This is a genomic window from Shewanella livingstonensis (assembly GCF_003855395.1).
Lineage (GTDB): Bacteria > Pseudomonadota > Gammaproteobacteria > Enterobacterales > Shewanellaceae > Shewanella > Shewanella livingstonensis.
This window is the reverse complement of record NZ_CP034015.1, coordinates 57403-80619: the sequence shown is the minus strand read 5'-3', so window position 1 is coordinate 80619 and position 23217 is coordinate 57403. Positions and strand designations below refer to the sequence as shown.

Here is a 23217-nt window from a genome sequence, read left to right as displayed (position 1 = left end):
TTAACGTATCCAATGTCTTAATAATTCGAGAATTTGCTGATTCAACTGTTGTTCATTATCTCTAACACCTTGAAAGTCAAGATAGATAATGGCACCTGGTGCGATATCAATATGATGTTGATTCCAATAAGCAATAGGATAATGTTCTAACTTTCCATCAGGTTGAATAAGCCAAGCGTAGCTACTTTCTGAGTCATTTAACGGTATTGCATTATTAAGATACTCAGTAGCGCTTTGTCTGACAATAAAGGGTTGAGAACCATTTTGTTCAACAGCTCCAAGTACCAACACATGTTCTGGTTTGCTTGGTAAAGTAAGTAAATAGCGGCCTGTTAAAAGTGGGTTTAACTCATCTTCTAGTCTAATTGAATCGTAATCAAGTTGAATAAGTTCGCGCTTCATAAACTTATTAGCTGTGAACCATGCCGATAGTGATTTTAACGCCTTAATATTTTGAGGCGTTTCCATATCGTCGTATTGAGTTTTGAGCAAATGAATAATCTGTTGCTGTTTCTGCTGAAACTCCGCTTCTGTTGAATAGTCATATAGCCCAGCTGCTAACCAGTAAATGGCTAATGACTTATGTTGGTTTGCTAACGGGGCACTATTTTCGAGGCTGTCTTTTATGACCTGAACTAAACGAGGTGATTGCTTATATTGTAATGATACCGGTTGTTTAGCAGAGTTAGATTGACTCACTGTAATGACTGTTTCAGCTTTGATATTTTGTGAACAGAGTATTAATACCACCACTGAACATAATTGAATTAATAGTTTCATTTTACGTCCTTAAATTCATAAGGTTTCAGCACGGTTATATCAATATATGCTAAATTAGGGGCGATTTTTTGATAGCTTTTGATGACTTGTCCGTTCGAGGGGTCGATCCAAAATTGATTGTCGTATTCAATATCTATATCAGGAACGATAACATGCTCATTAAACTTTTTGAGAGTAATGGGTTTATCATTAATGGTAAGTGTTTCATCTGCAACAAAGCTAAACGTAGATAGCTGTTGATAACTGACATGGTAATCGGGTTGCCAATCAATGGTGCTTTGCCATTTTATAGGTGTGCTGGCAAGATGAAGCCCTAATGCAACAGGATCAGTTTGATTGCTGTTAATGTTGATACGATTACCTTCAAATAGGTTTACCGTTTTCAATAAACGACCATTACGAGTAACCAACATACCGGCATCTGATGATATCCACTTTAACTCTACATTTTGAGTTGTGATTATTGTTGTAGGCATAGTTTGCGGTGCTTCAGCCAAAGCTAAGAGTACATAAGCTTGATGAGAGTCTTCTATTTTGACATAAACACTTGAATATGGACTGTTTTCAATTTCACTTGCAGAAATATTATCATCAGGAAGACCAACAATGCTTTCTTTAAGCATACCGCCTATTTGCACAAAGGTATTACTGCATCCGGTAAGGGCTAAAAAGAAAAACAAGGTGAGTAGATTTTTGTTATTGAAAATTGAAGACATACGAGCTCAATTCCTTAAGCTTCAAAGTAACGGCAAAAAAAAGAAAATAAAAAAGCACATTAAAAATGTGCTTTTTTAATAGTCTTACGAATTTAGTTTGTAACTGAAGTCGTAGTCGTTCCAGTACCAGTACCAGTACTAGTCGTTGTAGTACCAGTTCCTGTACCTGTGTTGTTACCACTTTCTTCATTGCTGTCATTAACTGCAGTTGCTATAACAGCAACTGTAATAGCAGCAGCTGCAACAACTGGACCGCTAACAATAGAAGAGCCATCTTTTGGCTGAGTGTTACCAGTTTCTGCTGCATAAGCAGAACCGATCATTAATAAAGCTGATGTTAACGCGATAGCGATAGCTGATTTTTTCATCTCAAAGTCTTCCCATAAAATATTCAAATACACCTAAATGGAAGATTAGCATATAATCGATTCACTTCCATATATAATTCGATACAATTGCTTAATAAACATCCAGCGAGATCGATTCGCTAATCTACACGATTTTATGATTTTTTACAAAAATTGTTTAATTAATTCTCGATTACAAGTGGGTTGAGCATCAATGAGCTGCTAAAATCACGATAAATTCATCACCATGGCCTTATTTTATGCATAGAAGAGCAATTTATCCTGGCACTTTTGATCCAGTTACTAATGGTCATGCCGATTTAATTGAGCGCGCTGCGCGCTTATTCAAACATGTGATCATTGGTATTGCCTCTAATCCGTCAAAACAACCACGATTTAGCCTTGAAGAACGCGTCGAACAAGTTAACCTTGTTACCGCACATTTAAAGAATGTAGAAGTGGTTGGTTTTACTGGATTACTCGTCGACTTTGCCAAAGAACAACATGCGAGTGTATTAGTGCGTGGACTACGTGCTGTGTCGGATTTTGAATATGAATTTCAGTTAGCCAACATGAATCGTCGTTTAAGCCCAGATCTTGAAAGTGTGTTTTTGACACCAGCCGAAGAGAATTCATTTATTTCGTCTACGTTAGTGAAAGAAGTCGCATTACATGGGGGGGATGTGAGTCAATTTGTTCATCCACTCATAGCAATGGCATTAAAGCAGAAAGTGGCACAAATTAAAGCCGAAAAAAAAGGTCAGTAATTTTATGGCAAAGGGATTTCGCTTCACAAAGCTAACCGCTGCATTAGGGTTAAGCGCTATGTTCATCTATACGAATGCAGCTCAGGCTGCACCATGGGTTGACACTTCAGATATTTATTTGCGAGCAGATATTCAAGTATTAGCGGATGCTGGGGTGATCAATGCGCCAATTAATACCTTTCCATTAATGTGGTTCGGTATTGGAGCTGATTTGGTTAAAGCTGAGCCCGCGTTGTTAACGCCTGATTTAGTTGATGCTTTCGCTCGAGTTAATTTTTACTATCAAAATGCTGTTGGTAATCGTGGCAACACCAGTATTAAAGTGGCTGCAGCATCAGATTCAGCGCGTTTCCAACATTTTGGTTCCGACTATCGTGAAAAAGGCCAGTTACAAGGCTCACACGAATACACTGGTGAGCGTTTTGCTTATAAACTTTCAGCATCAGCGAATTATGATCCTAGTGATAATAAAAATGTGCGTTTTGATGATAATTACATCGCGCTAATATTAGGCAACTGGGTTGCAACGTTTGGTGCTGCTGCTCAATGGTGGGGGCCTGGATTCGATTCCTCTTTGCATATGTCTACTAACGCAAGACCGATGCAATCTTTAACCATAAGTCGACATAATCCGCAAGCATTTGAAACCCCTTTACTCTCTTGGTTAGGTGCGTGGACAGTGACAGCGGGTGTGAGTATGACCGAACAAGAAAGATATGCTCCAAATGCGTTGTTATGGTCTCTGCGAGGTTCGATTAAACCGTTAAAGCAGCTTGAAATTGGCTTATCTTGGACAACGATGTTTTGTGGAGAAGACCAAGAATGCAGCTTTGATAGTGCGTTTGAATCAATTACAAATCCACAAGATTGCCAAGATGGTGAAGAGTGTATTAGTAAAACCAATCAAATGACTGGTTTTGACGTGCGCTACAGTGATATTTGGTTCGGTATTCCGCTTGGTTTGTATGTAGAGCAAACTTGTGAAAATGCATCCGGCGGTGCCACTAGTATGTCTGATTGCGGACAGATGTTCGGTGTCGACTCGCGATTTAATTTTTCAAAACAGCAATATAAAGTGTTTTTTGAATATTCAGACACTATGGTGAATTGCGATACAGAATCTCAATATAATTGTTTTTATGAGCACTCAACGTACCAAAGTGGCTCTCGTTATTATGGTCGTACCTACGGCAGTACCTATGACAGTGATGCACAAACCTATGTATTAGGGCTTATAGGGCAGTTTGAAAACAGCCATAGCTTTACCTCTATACTGCGTTTTGCTCAGTTGAATAAAGATGGTTTAAATAGTCTTTTTGATTGGGCTCCGAAACCTTTGAAAGAAGATATTATGATGCTAGAGTTGTCATATCGTTTGCCGATGTTTAATGGCATGTTGACGTTAGGTGGTAGCGTTGCTAACTCTGAATTCGAAGTCAAAGATGATGATACACAAGGTACTGTTTTTTCAACTTATGAGTATAGATTTTAGCGTGTATTGTTGATTACATCAGGGAGCCATTTGGCTCCCCTTTTTATATACTCATTAAATGCACTGCTTGTTGTAATGATTATGTTTGTATTAACGCTGCTGGCACAACCCACAGAATACCGTTGTCCGTTGACCGAGCTTTATTTCGCTCAATAAGTTGCCACAGCTAGTACACATTTCACCGCCACGACCATAAACATGCAGTTTTTGCGAAAAATATCCTGGCTTACCATCAGCATTAGTAAAATCTTTTAATGTTGTGCCACCTTGCTCAATCGCATGAGCCAAAATTTGTTTTACTTCAGTGACTAAAATGGTTAACCGTTCTAAATCAATACTTCCGGCTGCAGCTTGCGGATGAATACCCGCAGCAAATAAAGCTTCGTTGGCGTAAATATTACCGGCTCCCACCACGATGTGATTATCCATTAAACACAGCTTAATCGCTTTTTTCTTGCCGGCAAGTGCTGCTTGCAATTGTAATGGTGTGAAATGAGGGCTTAGTGGTTCTGGGCCAAGCTTTGATAGCAATGGATGGGCTTCTTCTGGTAACTCATACCATAGCCAAGCGCCAAAACGACGTGGGTCGTTAAATCGCAACATGCGGCCATTGTCTAAAACCAAATCAATATGGTCATGTTTTTCAACCGGAGTATGACGCGGCAAAATACGCAAACTACCTGACATGCCTAAATGCACTATGGTGATGCCGGCATCGGTATCGATTAATAAATATTTTGCACGACGACGAACATTGTTAATTCGTTGACCGACAATATTCTGTGCAACGTCAGGCACTGGCCAGCGTAGTGAACCATTACGGACAATAAGTTCACTGACAGTTTGATCAATGAGATAAGGGCTAATCCCTAGTCGGGTCACTTCAACTTCTGGTAATTCAGGCATAAAGACTCTTATTTTGATTGAGGAGCAACGGCAAGAATCGGTTGTAAATTGGCACGTAAACTTGGCGGTACTTGATACCAATTCTGGTTAGACGATTGCAATAGGCCTTCGTTTGGAAAATAACGCCATTGTTGTGCCGTGTGGACATTATTAATTGCGATAGTTAGCGTTTGCTCTTTAAGGCTATGCTCTGGTTGTTTTTGTAATGGCGACACACTAATGTTTTGCCACGACTGCGCCCATTGTTGGCAATTAAGTACCTGGGCATGACATTGCCATTGGCCGTCTTGTAGACTTAGCCATATATCATCGAGATGCAATTGCTTTAAAGGTAATTGCGAATCGAATAGAGCCACTGCATCATCGGGAGCATTTGCCGTTTTATCATTGATAAAAGACAGTACCGCAATCATAAACACACTGGCACCGATAATAATATAGTTCCAATTTTTGCGAGAAAGTGCCATAGCCATACCTTAAGCGGATGATGTTATCAAAGCAGCATTGTGCCTTTGGATTTTTGAGTGTATCACCCGCGAGATAAAAAACGAATTAGCTCAGTAGCTATCTATTGTCGATGCTCAAGTCAGTTAATCGTTGTATTCGATGTCTTGATACGATTGCGAGCAGGGTTTTAGATTAATGATAAGGAATTTATCGTGTGGATTAAAGCTCTCCCTCCTCGATAGCCTAATATTACTATTATGACTATCGAGGTGTGTTTAGTGCGGATTAGAGTAAATCGGCAAATGGCTGAATAAATACTGAGCCACCTGCGGGTACCGTGTCATTGTCATCACCAATGACAATAAGGCAGTTGGCATTGACCATTGAACTGAGCATGCCTGACCCTTGTGCCCCCGTGGTACTGACATGGATTTTACCATCGGGGCCGATAGTATAAATACCACGTAAAAATTCAGTGCGGCCGGTTTTACTTCGCAATGCTTGGCTAGCAATGGCTGGCATAAATGCAGGTTGCCAGTTTACTTCACCAGCCAATTTACGAATAGCAGGTTGAACAAACTGCAGAAATGCCACCATTACTGCCACAGGATTACCTGGCAAGCCAAAGAATAAACTCTGATTGATATGACCTACTGCTAGCGGGCGTCCTGGACGCATATTGATCCGCCAGAAATGAGTGCTACCTACATTTGCCAGTGCCATTTTAATGTAATCGGCGTTGCCCACGGACACGCCGCCTGAACTAATCACAATATCAGCTTTAGATCCCGCGTCACTGAGCGTGTTGGTCAGCGTTTGTTCGTTGTCATCGATAATGCCGAGGTCAATTACCTGACAACCGAGCTTTTTCGCCATTGATAAAATGGTGTAGCGATTGGCATCATAAATACAATTGGGTTTCAGTAAATCGCCAGGCTGGCTAACTTCATCACCGGTAGAAAATACCGCCACAATGGGGCGTTTAAATAAAGGTAATCGATGAAAACCAAGTGAGGCCATTAGTCCAAGTTCTGCTGCGCCCAATCGGGTGCCGGCAGCTAAAGCGACTTCCCCTTGGGCAATATCTTCACCTGCTAAGCGAACATGCTGGCCTTTAACGATGCTTTCTGGTTCAAGCAGCGTTAATTGCTGCCCTTGCTCACATGTTAGTTCTCGCGCTTGGATGGTATCAGCGCCTTGTGGCACCGTCGCCCCAGTCATAATCCGTACCGCTTCACCGTCTTGCAAAATATTAGGGTAGTTATGCCCAGCTAACACTTCTGCGACAATCTTCAGAGTGGTGCTAGGTATGCTGTTGAATGCAAATGCATAACCGTCCATTGCAGAGTTAGTTTGTTGCGGTACATTAATTTCAGAAATAATATCTTGTGCTAACACATGGTTATCGATATCAATAAGGTCAACCAATTCGGTTTGATTCGTTGGTTTTACTTGCGCCAATACAGCAGCTATACCTTGGGATACGCTAATACCGTTTGAGTTATTTTCCGAGTTGTCTATTGTTGTTGCGTTACTCGCATCAATAGGCACCTTAATGGCTGCAGCTTGCCAATTTTGTTGATAGTGCTGAACAAAATCAGCAATTTGCGCCACATTATTTAAGTCTAAGCGCGTTAATGAATCAGGTACTATTGTTTCATCACAGCAAGCAATAGCGACAATGTTTTCATCATGCATGTGAATCAAAGGTTTATTGTGCGCCGCGCGGTGTAATTCAATTTTAGGTAATGCTAGTTTTTTAAAGCCTTCCACCAACACTATATCAACTTTATCTGCTTCAATTTGACGTAACAAATGTTGTAGCTGTGGGTCGTCATCAACAGGGTCTTCAGTCATTAATGCCCAGCGTACATGAGACGCCACCAATACTTGCCTGGCCCCCGCTTTACGCATCTCAAAGCTGTCTTTACCCGGAATATCAACATCAAAATTATGATGTGCATGCTTGATCACCGCTAAGCGTAAGCCGCGTTGATTAAGTAATGGGATTAGCTGCTTTAGTAGAGTCGTTTTGCCGGTGCCACTGTATGCACAAAAGCCTAAAACGGGGATCGGTAATGGGTTAGAAAATAATGCTGTCATGAAATACCTCTACTGAATTACTTGGCAATTTGCGCTGCTAACTGGTGTTTTTGTTCTGGTGTATTAATGTTGACGAATGCATTGGGTTGGTCGGCAAAGCTTTCTACAGCAACGTTATGTTGGCGATACCATAAATCAATTTTACGTTCACCCGCATCTAAAAATGCCTGCATCGATGTTGCTAAGTGAGGTGTTAATAGTAATACAACGGGTTGCTCATACTCACCATCACTGGCAACTGCAAGATCAGCCTGTTGTTGCTCTAAAGCTGTCAATAATCTCGCGACTAAGTCAGTCGGTAACATAGGGCAATCGCATGGAACCACCAGAAGATAGTCAGCTTGAGTCTGTTTTAAGGCGGTGACCATGCCAGCCAAGGGACCTAAATAGCCACTGTCTTGGTCGCTAAAAACCTTATAGCCCCACTGCTCATATTGAGCCTGGTTACGATTAGCGTTAATAACAATTTGATTCACTTGAGTCGTTAGCTTATCAATAGTGTGGCAAATCATTGCTTGGCCATTAAGATCAACTAAGCCTTTGTCATTTCCGCCCATACGTCTAGCCATGCCGCCAGCTAAAATCACCGCATCAATTTGTGGTGCCATAATGTAATTCCGTTGTGTGGGTATCATGTAAATCATCTGTTTGCGGTACATGAATACTGGTATGAATTGTGCGCTGCTTTATATGCCAATGTTGTTGACACAACGCGGTCAGGCCACAAGTTTGATGGCTGCTAATTAGCAGTCCTGTGCCGTCTTGTTTTAGTTGGTTGATCATTGCGAGGACTAAACGCTGTGAGTGCTTGTCCATATTTGAAATAGGTTCATCGAGCATTAATAGTTTCGGTTGTGCAATCCACGCTCTTGCAATGGCAAGGCGTTGTCGCTCACCACCAGAAAGATCGCACGCATTATGATTAAGTAAATCGGTTAATTGAGCCATATTAATAGCTTGTTGAATACGTTTTTTACGTTGCTCAGGCGCTAAAGCTCGTTGATCTAAGGCGTAGGTTAAGTTGTACTTTACTGAGCCGTCAAAAAGATAAGGATGTTGATGTAAGTAGACTGCTTTACCCAATATAGACGAGGTTTTCCACCAAGCTTGAGAGGCAAACCCCTGACTCGTTATCTGGCCTTGGCCTGGTTTAATTAACCCTGCAAGGAGTTTCATTAAGGTCGATTTACCTGAACCGTTGTCGCCTTGTAAATAAATCACATCTCCTTGACTGAAATGTAAATTGTCGGCGCTAAATAATATCTGCTGATTAAATGTCACTAGTAACTTGGTCGCATGAATACTCGCCAACTGTGTGTTTGAATGATGAGATAATGTCATCCTAGTGGCTCCTTGGGAGGGCCTTGCCTCGCAATGAACCTAAGATAAAGTTTAATACTATTGCTAATATTAATAACACTAATCCTAGTGCGATAGCTTGCGCAAAATCACCTTTACTCGTTTCCAGCGCAATAGCGGTGGGGATATTACGGGTAACATTCATAATATTACCCCCTACCATCATCGAGCAACCTACTTCTGTTAAAATACGGCTAAATGCCGCGATAATCGCTAACAACAGTGGCCCTCGAAGTTCACGACATAAGGTCCAAACCGCACGTAGCCATGATGCTCCTAGTGTGCGCGATGTTTCCCACGCTCTACGATCCACACTGGCAAAAGCAGCCTGCGACAAGGCGATTAATACTGGAGCGCAAATTAACATTTGGCCTAAAATCATCCCTTTTTGGGTAAAGAGCCATTTTAAGTCACCTAAAGCACCATTGCGTGTTAACAATAAATACACTAATAAACCGATCACTACAGTGGGAATAGACTGTAATGTTTGCACAAGATTTAACACCACCCAGCGGCCTCTAAAATGGCTAAAGGCAAGGATAAAGCCTAACATTATTGACGGAAAAATAGTGATCAACAATGCGGCAAAAGACACCGAAAATGAGATGTTAATAATTGCCCACACATGAGGGTCAAAAGAGAGCAGCAAGCTAAATGCTTGCTGCAATAGGGCTAACCAGCCGTCACTCATTTTTTATACGTTGCCTTAAACAATTGCTCTCCTTGCACTTTATAATTATTAATCAAGGTTTGTGTTGCAGGGCTGATAAACCAATCGCTTAACGCTCTGGCACCTTTATGATTAAGGTCTGGGTATTTTGTTGGGTTAATCAACATAATTTGATAAGGGTTAGCCAACTCAGCACCGCCTTCAAAACTAATGTTAAGGTCTAGTTTAGTTTTATAAGCAATATACGTACCGCGATCTGCTAATGTATAAGCTTGGAACTCATTAGCCATCAATAAGGTTTTACCCATGCCTTGGCCAACAGAAGTATAGCCATTAAAATCAGGGGTAACGCTAGCATCTTTCCAAATCGCGAGTTCTTTCATATGGGTGCCAGAGTTATCACCACGAGATACAAATTTGCTTGGCTTATGAGCAATTTTACTGAATGCTTCGGTAGCATCTTTGCTCGACTTTACCGCTGCAGGGTCATTTTTAGGGCCCAATACAATGAAATCATTTTCCATAATACCGCGAGGCTCAATACCGTAACCGTCAGCGACAAACTTTGCTTCGGCTTCTGGCGCATGAGTCATGACTACATCAACATCTCCCTGACTTGCCAGCTTCAATGCTTTACCTGTACCCGTAGCAATCACCTGTACACTATAGCCTGATTCTGCTTCAAATTTTGGTAACAGCGCACCCAGTAATCCTGAGTTTTCAGTGCTAGTAGTGGTCGCTAATTTGATCACTTCATTTGCGAGTACACTTTGGCTGAACATTGCTCCGCTGAGTACCGATGCCGCCAACAGAATACTAACGCTTGCTTTGAGTTTTAACATTGCCGCTCCTTGATATATTAATAATCATGATGTTCATACTGAATTCTTGTACAAAACATTAAGCCATCTTGCTTAATTACCAATGCAATAAGCAAGTTAGATGCCAAGCAGTGTTAATGCAAATACAGTTCACGCATAAAATCGAAACTGTGAACTTGCTCCCAAGCTGTAAACATTTATGTTAGACAAATTGTCCCACGATCACTTTTCTGTGGTTCATAGTGACCAAGTCATTTGGTTTAGGTGATACAGTGTTGTAAAGCGCGTCAAAATGTCCACATAAGAGTCCATTTATGAGTCCAAATGAACATATTTCCCCAGTAAGCAAGACCACCATGTCAGTTCTTATCGTTGATGATGAACCAGGTATGAGAAGTTTTTTGATGAAAGCCTTGGCAAAAAAGTTTGCCCTAGTTGAAACCGCCTCTACCATTGCTCAAGCAGAAGAGTTACGCAGCCATGGTCATTTTGATTTACTGATTGTGGATATTCGCTTACCCGACCGTTCCGGTATCGAGTGGCATGAAGCGCTGAATGATCCCGAGCGTCAATCCGATATTATTTTTATGACCGGTTATGCTGATATGGATGTAGCCATCAAAGCATTACGTGCGGGTGCGTCTGACTTTATTATGAAACCATTTCACTTAGAGCAAATGGTCACCGCTGTCGATCGTTGTATCGAAAAACGTTTACTTAAGCGCGAAAACTTTATGCTTAGGCGAGAATTATCGCACGGACAATCATCCACTATTATCGGCAACAGTGAAGCTATTCGTGATGTTAAAGAAGTCATAGAACGCATCGCCCCGACTAACGCAGTGGTATTAATTGAAGGTGAATCTGGTACCGGTAAAGAGCTGGTGGCCAGACAGTTACATCAACTCAGTGGCCGAAGTGGTGCTTTTGTCCCCGTTAACTGTGGCGCGATAGCCCCGGAATTATTAGCCAGTGAGTTGTTTGGTCATACTGCGGGCGCGTTTACTGGCGCAAAAGGTAATCGAGAAGGGCTATTCAGTTATGCTTCTGGCGGCACTATATTCTTAGATGAAATTGGCGAAATGCCGATGAATATGCAAACAGCCTTACTGCGAGTACTTGAGCAGCGTGCTATTCGGCCTGTTGGAAGTGAAAAAGAAATTGATATAAATGTGCGCGTTATTGCGGCAACTAACCGTTTACTGATTGATGAAGTTGAAGCGGGGCGTTTTAGGCGCGATTTATTTTATCGTTTAAATGTGTTGAATATTGTTATTCCATCTCTGCGCTCTCGTCCTGATGATGTTGTTGAACTGACTCATTTTTTTACTTTGCAGTTGTCACAAGAGCTAGGCATAAAAGATGTTATTTGGAGCCACGAAGACCTACAAGTACTACAGCAACATGATTGGCCCGGCAATATTCGTGAACTACGCAATATGATTGAACGTTGTATCTTATTAGGTAAACCTCCTGCGGAATATTGGAAAAAACCGATGTCGGTTACGGTTAACGATGCCATGGGCTACCCGTTAAACTGGCCATTGAAAGAAGTTGAAAAGCAACATGTTACTAAAGTGGTTGGTAACCATAATGGTAATAAATCCGCCGCAGCACGCGATTTAGGTGTGTCTCGAAAAACCTTAGACCGGAAATTTAAAGACTGGTTTAATCACCCAGAGCAAGGTTTCGAGGAAGTCTAAACGTGGTGCATTCTACAGGTGTTTTTACCCGGATTTTTGGTATTAGTTGGCAGCAAATGCAAGCCAAAGTACGTTATCGTATTTTGTTTTTGACATCGCTGCCTATTTTATTAACGTTGATTAGCTTGGTGTTTATTACTATTTACTGGAATGTAATCTACACAGGCAAGCAATTGTTTATGAAGGTAAAGGCAGACTTAGTTGTCGCCAATAGCACTTTAGTACAGGTGCAGGAAAGACAACAAGACCGCTTAGATTCAATCAGTGCATCATGGGACTTTCAACACGCATTTAGGCTATTAAAACACACGGAACAACAACCGAACCCCAATGCAATTAATGCCTTAAATATACTATTAGCACAGCAACAACAAACGTCAGGATTAGACTTTCTCCGGTTAATTAGTGTCGCAGATGCTGCCGCTGACCCAGACTTACGCATGATGTTGCACCAAACTCAACAAAAAGCTTTTTCAGGCTTTATGGTATTATCAGCCAAACGTCTTGAAAGAATTAATGCCAGTTTAGCAACTCAGGCTCAAATTACCCTGGTTCCGACATCGCATGCCAAACAACCGCAACAAAATATCGAGACTCGTGGATTATTAAGTCGAACTTTATTACCCATAGCTGATCTCTCGGGAAATGTGTTTTGGTATTTAGATGGTGGCATGTTGTTTAACCGCAATACCGCCATAGTCGATAATATTCGGGATCTCGTCTACGGTAAAGGCACCTTGCCTGAACGCTCAATCGGTACCGTTACCCTTTTTCTAGATAATATTCGAATTAGCACCAATGTGCCGTTGGAACAATTTCCAAAAGACAGGAGTAAATCCAATCGAGCATTAGGCACACTGGTGTCTGATGAGGTTTATCAGCAAGTACTTGTTGAAGGTCAAACCTGGATAAATCGTGCCTTTGTGCTTAATGATTGGTATATCTCTGGTTATTTGCCTTTACGAGATGTGCGCGGTAAAAGGATTGGGATGGTATATGCGGGTTTTTCTGAATCGCCTTTTCTGCACAATTATTTACTCAATATTATCGAGCTGGGCACCATTTTAGTGTTCGTATTATTGATTTCAGGCTTTCTGGTATATCGAGGTGCAAACAGCTTGTTACAGCCAATTGAATATATTCATCAAGTGGTTACTGCAGTGCAATCAGGGCGCAACATCAGGATTGGTAAATTAGATATCAATGGCGATAACGAACTGGCGCATTTAGCTGAGCAATTTGACAATATGTTGGATTTATTACAAAGGCGTAATGCCCAAATTCAAGCCGCTGCAGAGCAACTTGAAATTAAAGTTGAGCAGCGTACCCGCAGTTTGCAAGATAAAACTGAGGAGCTCGAGCGTAATGTGGCGTTATTACATGCAACCCGGCAACAACTGGTTACTAACGAAAAACTCACCGCATTGGGAGAACTGATAGCGGGTATCGCCCATGAAATTAATAATCCTACCGCGGTTATTTTGGGCAATATGGAGCTATTAAAATATGAACTTGGTGATAATGCTGCGGTAGTTGAAGAAGAAATTGAATTGGTGATCCAGCAAGTGGGCCGGATTACGACGATTATTCGAAGCCTGTTGCAATATAGCCGTCCAGGGGAGTTCAACGCACCTATAACATTACAACCAGTGACTCAAATTGTTGAAGAGATGCTGCTATTAGCCCGCCATTCTATTGAGCAGCAAGAAGTCACACTGATCAAGGAGTTCACCGCTACAGGCTCTGTTGAAGTCAATCGTCCCCAGCTATTACAAGTACTGATTAACTTAATGGTGAATGCTGCTCATGCGATAGAGAACAAAGGTCGGATTTGGCTACGAACTTACGACTGGCTAGAAGATGGTAAGGCTATTGGGGTTAAAATTGAAGTTGAAGATGAAGGTATGGGAATAACGAAAGAAGATTTGAGTCGTATCTTTGATCCATTTTATACCACACGTAAAGATGGTACTGGTTTAGGTCTCTCTTTGAGTTATGGCATTATTAAACGACTTGGCGGGACGATAGAAGTGAGCTCGACGGTTGGAAAAGGTACTATATTTACCATTGGGCTTTATCATAAAGCGAAAGATGATCAGCAACTTGGGCCTTATGAGGGTTTACATTTTGGCGATAGAATTCAATAACTCAAAAAACAGGTAAAAAAAAGCCGGATGATTAATCCGGCCACAAAGAGTGTGTGAGCAATGTCGTGCTTGCGAACTCTGAATACTAATTAAAGGTGATGAAGTCTCTAATTATTAAGCTGAGTTTTGGAACGCGACTTAATAGTAATCATTCTCATTATCGTTTGCAAGTGTTTAACGTTATAAATCTCATCTTTACATTCAATTAATTATAAATTAAGGCTTAGCGGTTGATTTTTATAGTTAAATTATTCCGTTGCTTTGTTGCTCTGTGGTTGTATTTAAATTAACGCTATAAAATATGATTATGTTGATGCGCTTATAATGGTGTTAAAGGTTAGTTTTCTTCAAGATTAGGTTACGGTTTATGATTGTTATTAACTTCGAAAGTAAACACATTGGCCAACGATCGGTGGAATCTTCGTATAAATCCGCTAAAGATCATATTCATGTTCTTTAGCGGATTTATACCGCACGAACCTGAGAAACATGTAGCACATTAAATGAGTCAAGCATCGTCGGCGCAGTTATTAAAGTCGACGATGCTTTCACTTGTCTACCTGAACGATAATTATGATTATTTAGATACTTGAACAATAGCGCCGTCATTATCGGTAACACTATTAAGCAGAATCTTGTCTTGCAGAACTTTCAATAACACGCCATATGCGGGTAGAAACAACCCTAAGCTCACAATCAATTTAAAGGCGTAATCAACTGTGGCTATTTCTGGCCAATGAGTTGCCATAAACACATCACTTGAGGCATAAAATGCCACACTGAAAAACACTAAGGTATCGACTAAGTTACCCACTAATGTTGATGCTGCGGGGGCGACCCACCAAGCCTTTGCTTGACGTAATTTAGCAAATACAGTGATGTCCATTAGTTGGCCAATCAAGTATGCCACGAAGCTGGCAAAGGCAATGCGGAACACAAAATTATTCCACTCGGCTAAGGCGTCAAGCGCTTGTAATTGACCTTGATGAAACAATACGCCAACTAAATACGACACCACAAGTGCTGGTACCATGGCTTTGAGAATAATACTTCTAGCGGCTTGCTGACCAAACACTCTAACAGTTAAGTCGGTAGCTAAATATACAAAAGGAAAGCTAAAAGCACCCCAAGTAGTGTGGTAGCTAAATAGCTGGAATGGTAATTGAACAAGGTAGTTACTTGCGCAAATAATTAAGATATGAAAACTGACTAATAGCATCAGTGCTCGGCGATATTTCGCCTGGGTTAATGTCAACATATTGTGGCCTTTTTAATTGGTTAGCACGGGGTGAGGGAACCCGCTATTAATTTGATTAACAGTACTTGCTTGTGCTAATGAGGCTATTTAGCCGCAGTTAAACAGATAAGCTAATGTCTGTTATAGAGAATATTATTATTTTAGTTTATATGCAGTGCTTGCTTTAAGCACACCCGTTAGCCGGCCTATTTCAAGGCAATAGCAAGGTATTGGCAAACACGGGGGCCGGATAATAGCATGTGTTTTGCTCAAGCGAAAGATTTTGCTGAGGTTAACCTCATTGGTGATGGACAGTAGTGGAAGATTAAAAGTCGATCAAAATAGACAAAACGGTGGCTAACTTATTTTCCAGTTCTTGCCATTCTGCCTCAGGATCTGAGCCTGCTACAATGCCTGCTCCAGCAAACAAATTAATTCTTCTAGGCTCTATGAGTGCACTTCTAATTGCGACAGAGAACTCTGATTCATGGCGATTTAAATACCCACAAGCCCCAGCATACCAGCCTCTAGCATAACCTTCTCGTTGACGAATAAAGTTCAGTGCAGCATCGCGTGGTAAACCTCCTACAGCAGGCGTTGGATGCAAAGCCCGTAATAATTCAAAATCACTCACACCGGGTTTTAACTGAGCTCGGATAGCGCGGTGCAAATGTTGAATATGATTAAGCTTAAAAATTTTGGGTTGCTCATCAGCACCTACATATTGGCTCAATGGCGTTAGCACATCGACAATATGTTCTCTGACTAATTGGTTCTCGTGGCTATTTTTAATGTCATCTAATAACGCTTGTGCTAATAAATTATCTTCATCTGGATTAAGTCCTCTAATCGTCGTTCCCGCTAATGCTTCAGTAAACAGTTCTTGCTGACGGCGTAAGTATAATCGTTCTGGTGAGCAAGATATAAAGGCGCGTTCAGGGCTAAATTGGAATCCAAATTGGAAACTATTTGGATTACGCCCTTGCCAGCAAGCTAGCACTGTCCAGGGGTCAATATTATCATCTACATCAATTTGGCTGTGGCGTGATAATACGACTTTGGGTATCGATTTGATGAAATTAGCTTGGGTGACCTGTTCAACTAATTCCTTCCAGCGGGCAAAATTAGGTAAATCACTCCGACCCATTAATGTGAGTTTGTTGGGCGGCGATAAGGGACGTGGTTTTTGCACTGTTTTTATAGCATCAAGTGCAGCTTGGATTTCGGCTTCAGTTTCACCATTTTCAAAATTAAGGTTCACTAATACCCTAACGTGATTCCCACTGCGGCGTAATTCAATTCTGGGCAATATAAAGTGTGCACGACCAAATTCAGGCCAACATTCTACTGTACGATCGAAGGCTAAACCGCCGTAGTAACGAATATCTTGATGATTGGTTTTGCTTCGCTGTTGCTGATAAATTTGTGCTAAAGCATTATCGTCGATTTGGTCAGCAAAATAAAACGTCTTGCATGAGCCTATGGCGGCGACATCTTCGTTTCTATCACGGCCGTGCCAATAAACTTTGGGGTATAATGTTTGAGCACTTAACCACGATATTAATGGCAGTGCTGGAGCGTTAACAGACAGTTGCACAATAGGATCACAGATCGGTATGTTGCGCAGTTGTTCGATCTTAGTGATTAATTCGCTAAATTGTGATGAAAAAAAGTGACCTGTCAATCTGCGCCTCTCGTATAACAGCATGAGGGTTAACGTTAATAAACCGATGAAACAGTGTCAATTGGCAAGGTTAAAGCGTGTGATCTGAATTGCTAATATAGTCAGTTACGTTAGTGATTTTTGTATTCGACAAGTATCGGGGGTATTATTTAGCGATTCAATTCCGTTGTTAAACTTATAGCCTCCTAAGTTGCAATGGTGGGGTTATATGTATTGTTCAGGTGCTTTAAAAGCATAATCAACATTAATATGGTCATATGAAGTAAAAATTAGCTGAACTGAGTAAAATAGTTCAAAATATAGTTCAAAATATAGTTCAAAATATAGTTAAAAATATGTAAGTTTGATCTCGCTTTTAGTTTTCTCTCCTGGAGTAACTTGTACAATGAATGATTCTGTTGAATCAAGCAACGTCATCAAAATCCCCACAGATAAACTTGCTTTAGGCATGTTTGTTACGGCGATAGATCATCAGCTCAATAAAGTCGCCATTCGTAACCCTGGCCAAATCAAACATCGTGATGCAATCGCAAAACTGAAGAAAAATAATATTGCACTGGTGTGGGTCGATGTCGATAGGTCGTCAGATAATTGTGGCTTAAAAAAAGCCCCGAGATCAAGCTCTGCTAGTAGTCCGCTGATGCGTAAAGCCACGGTAACTCGAGATGTTCAGCAGCTACAAGCTAAAAAATTACTTGCCGAAGCAAAAGGATTAATCCAAAAAGTAATGTCCGAAACCTTCGGTGGTAAAGCCATCGATGTGGATCAATTTGAAGATGTCGCCGATAAAATGATTGAGTCGGTTATGGACGATGCCGATGCGTTTAAGTGTATCTCTGCTTTACGTACCAAAGATGCTTATTTACTCGAACATTCTATTAATGTTGCTTTTTTACTGGTGACATTTGGCAAACACCTCAATCTTGATCGTGAACTGTTAAAGCAGATGGCAGTAGGTGGGATTTTACATGATATCGGTAAAATTCAAGTCGATAACGAAATATTGCACAAACCTGGCAAGCTAACGCCAGAAGAATTTGAACACATGAAATTGCATCAATACTATGCAATGGAAATCATGAACGAAACAAAAGGACTATCACAAGTCAGTAAAGATGTGTGCTTAATGCACCATGAAAAGCTTGATGGTAAAGGCTATCCTAACGGCTTAAAGGGCGAGCAACTTCCCCAGCATGGACGTATGAGTTGTATTGTTGATATTTTTGATGCACTAACCGCTGCCCGTTGCTACAAAGAAGCCATGAGCCCTGCTGCAGCATTTAAAATACTCATCAGCTTGACCCCATTTCATCTCGATCAAAAACTGGTATATGAGTTTATTCGTTGTGTGGGCATTTATCCTGTTGGTTCCATCGTGCAGTTATCGGATCAACGTGTGGGAATAGTATGGGACTCTAAAGGGCGTGATGCGTTGCATCCCATTGTGAAGTGTTTTTATTCAATTAAGCATAAACGTTACACCGAAGTCGTTATGATTGATTTAGTTAAATCGGAGTTACATATTGAGCGCGGTGTATCACCTGGATCGCTCGATGTTGATCCCAGTCCGTTTTACTAACCGATTATTAGCGGTATAAACGGTTTCACAGCAACTAATGCTCGATAATGTCTTGATACATTGGTGCTAACTTAGCAAGTAATGCATTACGTGTTGCTAAAGGAATATGCTGTTGTTTTAATGCTTCAATCAAATGACTCACAACGGCATCAAAGTCCGCCTGGCTAATGTGCAAACCAATATGTGCATTGAACATGGATGCACCTTGATAAATACACTCACCACCGCTGACCACACATAAATGCTCAATAAGCCGTTGACGAAAAATATCAATATCAGTTTGTTCAAAGTGATGCAAAATGCGTTGGTCTTGAGATAAATTGACGAGAAAATTATCGGTAATCTTACTGATCCCTTCATTTTCGCCTAGCTGTTGATAAAGGCTGGTAGGTTGATTTGCGCAACCAGTAGACAGTAATAACAGCACGCTCAGTATCATCAAACGATGTTTAATATTATTAACCATTACAGCGTTCCCTCAACCGATAAATACCAGCCTTGTTGTTGCTTCAATCCGGCAATATTCCCTAAATCAACATAAGCGCCAACAACCGAGAGGTGTTTATTGACAAACCAAGCCACAAAAATATCCTGCCAATCTTGCTCTTGTGCAAAAGTTAACTTATCTGGCTTTTGTTTGTATTCATAACCCAGAGCAATGTTATCAGTTAATAATACCGCGATAGAGGCTTCAGTTTGTAAGGTGTAATCATTGTTTGTTGCCGTGCTAAATCCAAGTAAGCCTATTTGGTTAGCTTTTGTGGCTCTAAGCGTTAAGTTTGTCACCAAGTTACGACCAGCAAAGGCATCAAAATAGACTTTGCTGGCGGCTAAATACACATCCAGCCCCCAATCATCTCTTGCACCAACAGCTTGTGGTAACGCAAAATCGTCAACACGTTTGTACTGTAATCCTAAGCTAATTTGTGGCATTGCGGTGTAGAGTACTTCACCAACTAGCTTATATTTTACGCCTACAATATCTTGGCCGAGTTTGCCGCCGAGGGTGTCTAGGTCGAAAGTTTGTTTAGCTATACTTAGTTCAAAGCGGTTATCAATGCTTAACGATGCCCCAATAGAATGCAAGGTAAAGTCGTCAACATAAACGGTGGTATTCATGGCGGTTAAAGACCATTGATCGGAGCTTGCATAGCCATTAATTACTGCCCAAGGTACTATGCCACCGCCTGCACTACCCTCAATGGTGGTCGCGCCGCCAGTAGCGATAACTTTGCTGGTATCAGCTTGGGCAGAAGCGACGACTAGGCTTAAAAGTACCGAGAATACCATACCTATGAGTTGATACATTAGCGCACCGTATCTTTTTTAGGATGATTAATGCTTGAATGATTAAACTGTTGGAACCACACAATAAAATCATCTGCTTTTAATGGTTTAGAATACACATAACCCTGGATGATATCGCAATTCAGCTCGCGTAGAATATCAATCCCTTCTACGGACTCAACGCCTTCCGCTACTACAGATAAGTTAAGTCCTTTAATCAGTCTAATGCTGCTGTCGACAATCATTAAATCAGTTGCATCAGTATGTATATCTTTAATAAAACTGCGATCGATTTTCACTTCATTAACCGGTAATAACTTTAAATAAGCTAACGAAGAGTGTCCAGTGCCAAAGTCGTCGATAGCAATTGCCAAACCGATATTTCTAAATTGTTGTAAAACGGCAATAACCGTTTGTGCATCTTTCATCACAGCACCTTCGGTTACCTCTATCGACAAGGCGGTAATTGGCAAATTATTACTTTTGAGTAGCTGTTCAATGTCTAATGGTAGCTGCGGGTTAGTTAAGTCATGTGCAGATAAGTTAATTGCTACCGTAAGTGAAATGCCTTGTTGTTGCCATTTTGCAAGCTGCTTAATGGTGGTATTTAGCACCCAGTCGCTGATCATCGATATATTGCCTGAGTTTTCGGCTAAACGAATAAACTCATCTGGCGGTATAAATCCTAGGTCGGGGTGCTGCCAACGGATGAGGGTTTCTGCACCATGGCAATGATTAGCTTGAATATCAACTTTAGGCTGAAACACTAAATGCAATTGGCCCTGGGTTAACGCTATGGGTAAATCACGAATAATCATTAACTCACGCAGATAGCGCTCATCTTCGCCTTGTTGGTAAGTTGCAATGCCTAGTGATTCAACTCGGGCCTGATTTAGGGCAATTTCAGCATGGCGAATTAAGGTATCGATATCATTACTGTCGTAGCCTCGGGATAAGTCAACAATTCCGACTCGTACGTTGACCGTTATTTTTGACCCTTGAATAGCAAATGGGTGAGTTAATTGGCGTAAATAATTATTAAGCTGTTTAGTACTAATACTAGGTTGGAAGAGCAATAAAAATGAGTCGCCGTCCAAGCGTGATATTAGTTGAGCTGTAGGGGATAGGCTTTGTAAGCGACAGGCAAATAACACCAATAGGTCGTCGGCATTAGCAAAGCCAATAATATTGTTCAAGTGGCGAAAGTTTTTGATATCTATCATCACTAAGCCGCCATGCATTTTGTTTAGCAATAGGCTCAGTTGCTGCTTAGCAGCCACACGATTATATAAACCGGTGAGGTTATCGTGCTGCGATTGATACACTAAATCATTTTCGCGTGATTCAATATTTTCACGCATTGTCGATAGAGTGTCGGCTAACACTTGTAACTCTGCCGGAGCCCCTTTGATTGGCGTAGGGTTCTCACCTTGACCAACCTTTCGGGCAAAATTAACTAGCGCATAAATCGGTTCGGTTAAACCGCCAGCAAACCAAGCCGCTATCATGAATGCTAATAAACAGGTTATCGCGAATACGATTAACATTTTGGTACGTAAGGCATCGTAGCTTTGCTGCCACTTAACATTTGACTGATGTAATACCGCTAATTGATGACCGCTATTTTTATCTAACGCAATGGTGGTGGACAAATAGTCTGATGGTATGTCGTCGCTAACCACATCAACAGTTTGTGCTAGTTGGCTAATACGCGCTAAAACATCTTGTTGTTGAGCCTTAGGTAGGGTGGATACAATTTCAATTCTGCCGGCGGACTGGTTGATAAAACTGATATCGATGCCAGTAATCGTTTTGGCTTGGTCAGCGACGTTTTTATCCATCGAAAAACCCATACCGACCCAGGCTATTAATGTTGGTGCTTTAACGGGCTGCAACACAAATTGGTAGCTGCGGTGGTCATAGTTAACAATTTCAAAAGTAGTTGAGCGGTTTTTGGTTAATGAAAACAATCCATCAATATCGGATTGAGTCAGACCTTGTAAACTTGATGATAGCAATGCTCCCTGTGGAGATAGCAAAATAGCTGCATCAGCATTAATACGCCTACCATGGTTAGCTAACACTGAGGATATTGTATCTTGCTCGCCAGTGGCTACCGCGCGTTTAAAACCAAAATCTGCGCTGAGCAGAGATAAACTTTGGCTGAGCTGTTCACTGCGGTTCGACAACATTTCAACAAAAACATTAGAACCAATCTTAAGATTTTGAGTTTGCTGTTGACGATAATCTCGTTGAGTCGCACTTAACACAAACAACGCAGTAGTTAACTGCATTAACGTTAAGATAAATAGAAAAGCAATAATCAGTCTGTTGCGAAAACTAGTTGGCATGTTATCCCGTGGTATCGCTTACGTTGTGATAAGTTCCAAAGCCGCTAGGTGGCGCCGATGGTTTGTCTTGGCGTTCAATGTCCATGCTAATGGTTAATTGATTTTCACCATTTTGAAGGGTGAGCGAAGATGGCTGCTGAACGTTAACTTGCCAAGGATGCCAGATATTGACTTGATATTCACCTGCAGGTAAATCAGTTAACTGCATTTGACCCACTTCATTACTTATCGAGAAATAAGGACTTTTAGAGACGTAAATAAAAGCCTGCATATAATCATGAATATTACAGCCGATGGCAACTAATCCTGATTTATCAAATAAGATAGGGTCTCCGGTAGCGCCAACATACAATTGTAGTTCAAATTGTTTTGCTGTAGAAAATGAGTAAACATGATGCCGAGTACGATCTAAATTTGGGAAATCAACTTTTGCGCCTTGAGGCACAGCCAATACAAAAGGAGAGAATATTCGATTTTGTTGACGCATTTCATAGTGTGCTAACGTCGATTCTGTTGGTGGCGATGCGACTTCAGGCAGTGACACAGGTATCAGCTCTACCACGCTATCACTGAGCATATTGCCTTGAGTATCGTTAACATTAATCGTTAAAGTAGCGGCGGTGACGGTCGCTGAAATAAAATAACTTAACCATAACAAACATGTCGTAAAATTGATTATTGGCATGTATTCGCCTCACTATTAAGAATGTCGCAAGAGTATCGCGTGATGGTTAATTATGTATGCAATATGACATCATAACCTACAGGGATCAAAATAGATCATCATCACAGCAAAATGCGATTATTTGTTTTGGTGTAAA

The 23217-nt window shown here is 41.1% G+C and carries 21 protein-coding genes; 5 read left to right on the top strand and 16 right to left on the bottom strand.

Going from position 1 to position 23217, the window contains the following annotated elements:
- The 3 genes from EGC82_RS00370 to EGC82_RS00360 form a co-directional block, all read right to left on the bottom strand.
- Entirely contained in the window at positions 1 to 780 is a 780-nt protein-coding gene (locus tag EGC82_RS00370; protein ID WP_124729009.1) for a capsule biosynthesis GfcC family protein, read from the bottom strand.
- Positions 777 to 1496: a YjbF family lipoprotein gene (locus EGC82_RS00365; protein WP_124729008.1), complete on the bottom strand. Its 720-nt coding sequence runs from the start codon at positions 1494 to 1496 to the stop codon at positions 777 to 779. The genes EGC82_RS00370 and EGC82_RS00365 overlap by 4 nt, the downstream gene beginning before the upstream one ends.
- A 92-nt stretch (positions 1497 to 1588) precedes the next feature.
- Positions 1589 to 1891, bottom strand: a complete 303-nt coding sequence (locus tag EGC82_RS00360; protein ID WP_124729007.1) for a hypothetical protein — start codon at positions 1889 to 1891, stop codon at positions 1589 to 1591.
- Positions 1892 to 2103: 212 nt separating this feature from the next.
- Here EGC82_RS00360 and coaD point away from each other — a divergent pair, with 212 nt between their 5' ends.
- Both coaD and EGC82_RS00350 read left to right on the top strand, forming a co-directional pair.
- Positions 2104 to 2610, top strand: coding sequence for a pantetheine-phosphate adenylyltransferase (gene coaD / locus EGC82_RS00355; protein WP_124729006.1), 507 nt, complete (start codon positions 2104 to 2106; stop codon positions 2608 to 2610).
- 4 nt (positions 2611 to 2614) lie between these two features.
- Positions 2615 to 4102: a capsule assembly Wzi family protein gene (locus tag EGC82_RS00350; RefSeq protein ID WP_124729005.1), complete on the top strand. Its 1488-nt coding sequence runs from the start codon at positions 2615 to 2617 to the stop codon at positions 4100 to 4102.
- 90 nt (positions 4103 to 4192) lie between these two features.
- Here EGC82_RS00350 and mutM read toward each other — a convergent pair whose 3' ends face one another.
- The 7 genes from mutM to EGC82_RS00315 form a co-directional block, all read right to left on the bottom strand.
- Positions 4193 to 5008 carry a bifunctional DNA-formamidopyrimidine glycosylase/DNA-(apurinic or apyrimidinic site) lyase gene (mutM, locus tag EGC82_RS00345; protein WP_124729004.1) on the bottom strand — a complete coding sequence of 272 codons (816 nt, stop codon included), beginning with the start codon at positions 5006 to 5008 and terminating at the stop codon, positions 4193 to 4195.
- Positions 5009 to 5016: 8 nt separating this feature from the next.
- Entirely contained in the window at positions 5017 to 5475 is a 459-nt protein-coding gene (locus tag EGC82_RS00340) for a hypothetical protein (protein ID WP_124729003.1), read from the bottom strand.
- A 265-nt stretch (positions 5476 to 5740) separates the two neighbouring features.
- Positions 5741 to 7558 carry a bifunctional molybdopterin-guanine dinucleotide biosynthesis adaptor protein MobB/molybdopterin molybdotransferase MoeA gene (locus tag EGC82_RS00335; RefSeq protein WP_124729002.1) on the bottom strand — a complete coding sequence of 606 codons (1818 nt, stop codon included), beginning with the start codon at positions 7556 to 7558 and terminating at the stop codon, positions 5741 to 5743.
- Positions 7559 to 7575: 17 nt separating this feature from the next.
- The gene (gene mobA, locus EGC82_RS00330; RefSeq protein WP_124729001.1) at positions 7576 to 8166 is read right to left on the bottom strand and encodes a molybdenum cofactor guanylyltransferase MobA; all 591 of its coding nucleotides are present in this window, start codon (positions 8164 to 8166) and stop codon (positions 7576 to 7578) included.
- Positions 8150 to 8899, bottom strand: a complete 750-nt coding sequence (locus tag EGC82_RS00325) for an energy-coupling factor ABC transporter ATP-binding protein (RefSeq protein WP_124729000.1) — start codon at positions 8897 to 8899, stop codon at positions 8150 to 8152. The genes mobA and EGC82_RS00325 overlap by 17 nt, the downstream gene beginning before the upstream one ends.
- Before the next feature lies 1 nt (position 8900).
- Positions 8901 to 9608 (bottom strand): ABC transporter permease, encoded by a 708-nt coding sequence (locus EGC82_RS00320; protein ID WP_124728999.1) that lies wholly within the window; start codon positions 9606 to 9608, stop codon positions 8901 to 8903.
- The gene (locus EGC82_RS00315) at positions 9605 to 10369 is read right to left on the bottom strand and encodes an ABC transporter substrate-binding protein (RefSeq protein ID WP_415837573.1); all 765 of its coding nucleotides are present in this window, start codon (positions 10367 to 10369) and stop codon (positions 9605 to 9607) included. The genes EGC82_RS00320 and EGC82_RS00315 overlap by 4 nt, the downstream gene beginning before the upstream one ends.
- 353 nt (positions 10370 to 10722) lie before the next feature.
- Here EGC82_RS00315 and EGC82_RS00310 point away from each other — a divergent pair, with 353 nt between their 5' ends.
- Entirely contained in the window at positions 10723 to 12111 is a 1389-nt protein-coding gene (locus tag EGC82_RS00310) for a sigma-54-dependent transcriptional regulator (protein ID WP_124728997.1), read from the top strand.
- 56 nt (positions 12112 to 12167) lie between these two features.
- A complete protein-coding gene (locus EGC82_RS00305; protein ID WP_124732520.1) occupies positions 12168 to 14258 on the top strand; it encodes a sensor histidine kinase in 2091 nt (696 codons plus the stop codon).
- 577 nt (positions 14259 to 14835) lie between these two features.
- On the opposite strand, the gene EGC82_RS00300 is transcribed toward EGC82_RS00305, so the two are convergent.
- Positions 14836 to 15516 carry a 7-cyano-7-deazaguanine/7-aminomethyl-7-deazaguanine transporter gene (locus EGC82_RS00300; RefSeq protein ID WP_124728996.1) on the bottom strand — a complete coding sequence of 227 codons (681 nt, stop codon included), beginning with the start codon at positions 15514 to 15516 and terminating at the stop codon, positions 14836 to 14838.
- A 304-nt stretch (positions 15517 to 15820) separates the two neighbouring features.
- The gene (locus EGC82_RS00295; protein WP_415837570.1) at positions 15821 to 17179 is read right to left on the bottom strand and encodes an isochorismate synthase; all 1359 of its coding nucleotides are present in this window, start codon (positions 17177 to 17179) and stop codon (positions 15821 to 15823) included.
- Between the two features lie 385 nt (positions 17180 to 17564).
- Between EGC82_RS00295 and EGC82_RS00290 the strand changes: the two genes are divergently transcribed.
- Entirely contained in the window at positions 17565 to 18758 is a 1194-nt protein-coding gene (locus EGC82_RS00290) for a cyclic di-GMP phosphodiesterase (RefSeq protein ID WP_124728994.1), read from the top strand.
- A 34-nt stretch (positions 18759 to 18792) separates the two neighbouring features.
- On the opposite strand, the gene EGC82_RS00285 is transcribed toward EGC82_RS00290, so the two are convergent.
- Genes EGC82_RS00285 through EGC82_RS00270 form a run of 4 tightly spaced genes read right to left on the bottom strand, consistent with a single transcriptional unit; the run spans position 18793 to position 23081 of the window.
- On the bottom strand, positions 18793 to 19224 hold the full coding sequence (locus tag EGC82_RS00285) for a group I truncated hemoglobin (protein ID WP_124728993.1): 432 nt from the start codon (positions 19222 to 19224) through the stop codon (positions 18793 to 18795).
- Complete coding sequence (locus EGC82_RS00280) at positions 19224 to 20048, bottom strand: DUF3034 family protein (RefSeq protein WP_415837574.1); 825 nt, start codon at positions 20046 to 20048, stop codon at positions 19224 to 19226. The genes EGC82_RS00285 and EGC82_RS00280 overlap by 1 nt, the downstream gene beginning before the upstream one ends.
- Before the next feature lie 17 nt (positions 20049 to 20065).
- The gene (locus EGC82_RS00275; protein ID WP_124728991.1) at positions 20066 to 22396 is read right to left on the bottom strand and encodes a putative bifunctional diguanylate cyclase/phosphodiesterase; all 2331 of its coding nucleotides are present in this window, start codon (positions 22394 to 22396) and stop codon (positions 20066 to 20068) included.
- Position 22397: 1 nt separating this feature from the next.
- Positions 22398 to 23081 carry a cupredoxin domain-containing protein gene (locus EGC82_RS00270; RefSeq protein WP_124728990.1) on the bottom strand — a complete coding sequence of 228 codons (684 nt, stop codon included), beginning with the start codon at positions 23079 to 23081 and terminating at the stop codon, positions 22398 to 22400.
- Positions 23082 to 23217: the final 136 nt, after the last annotated feature.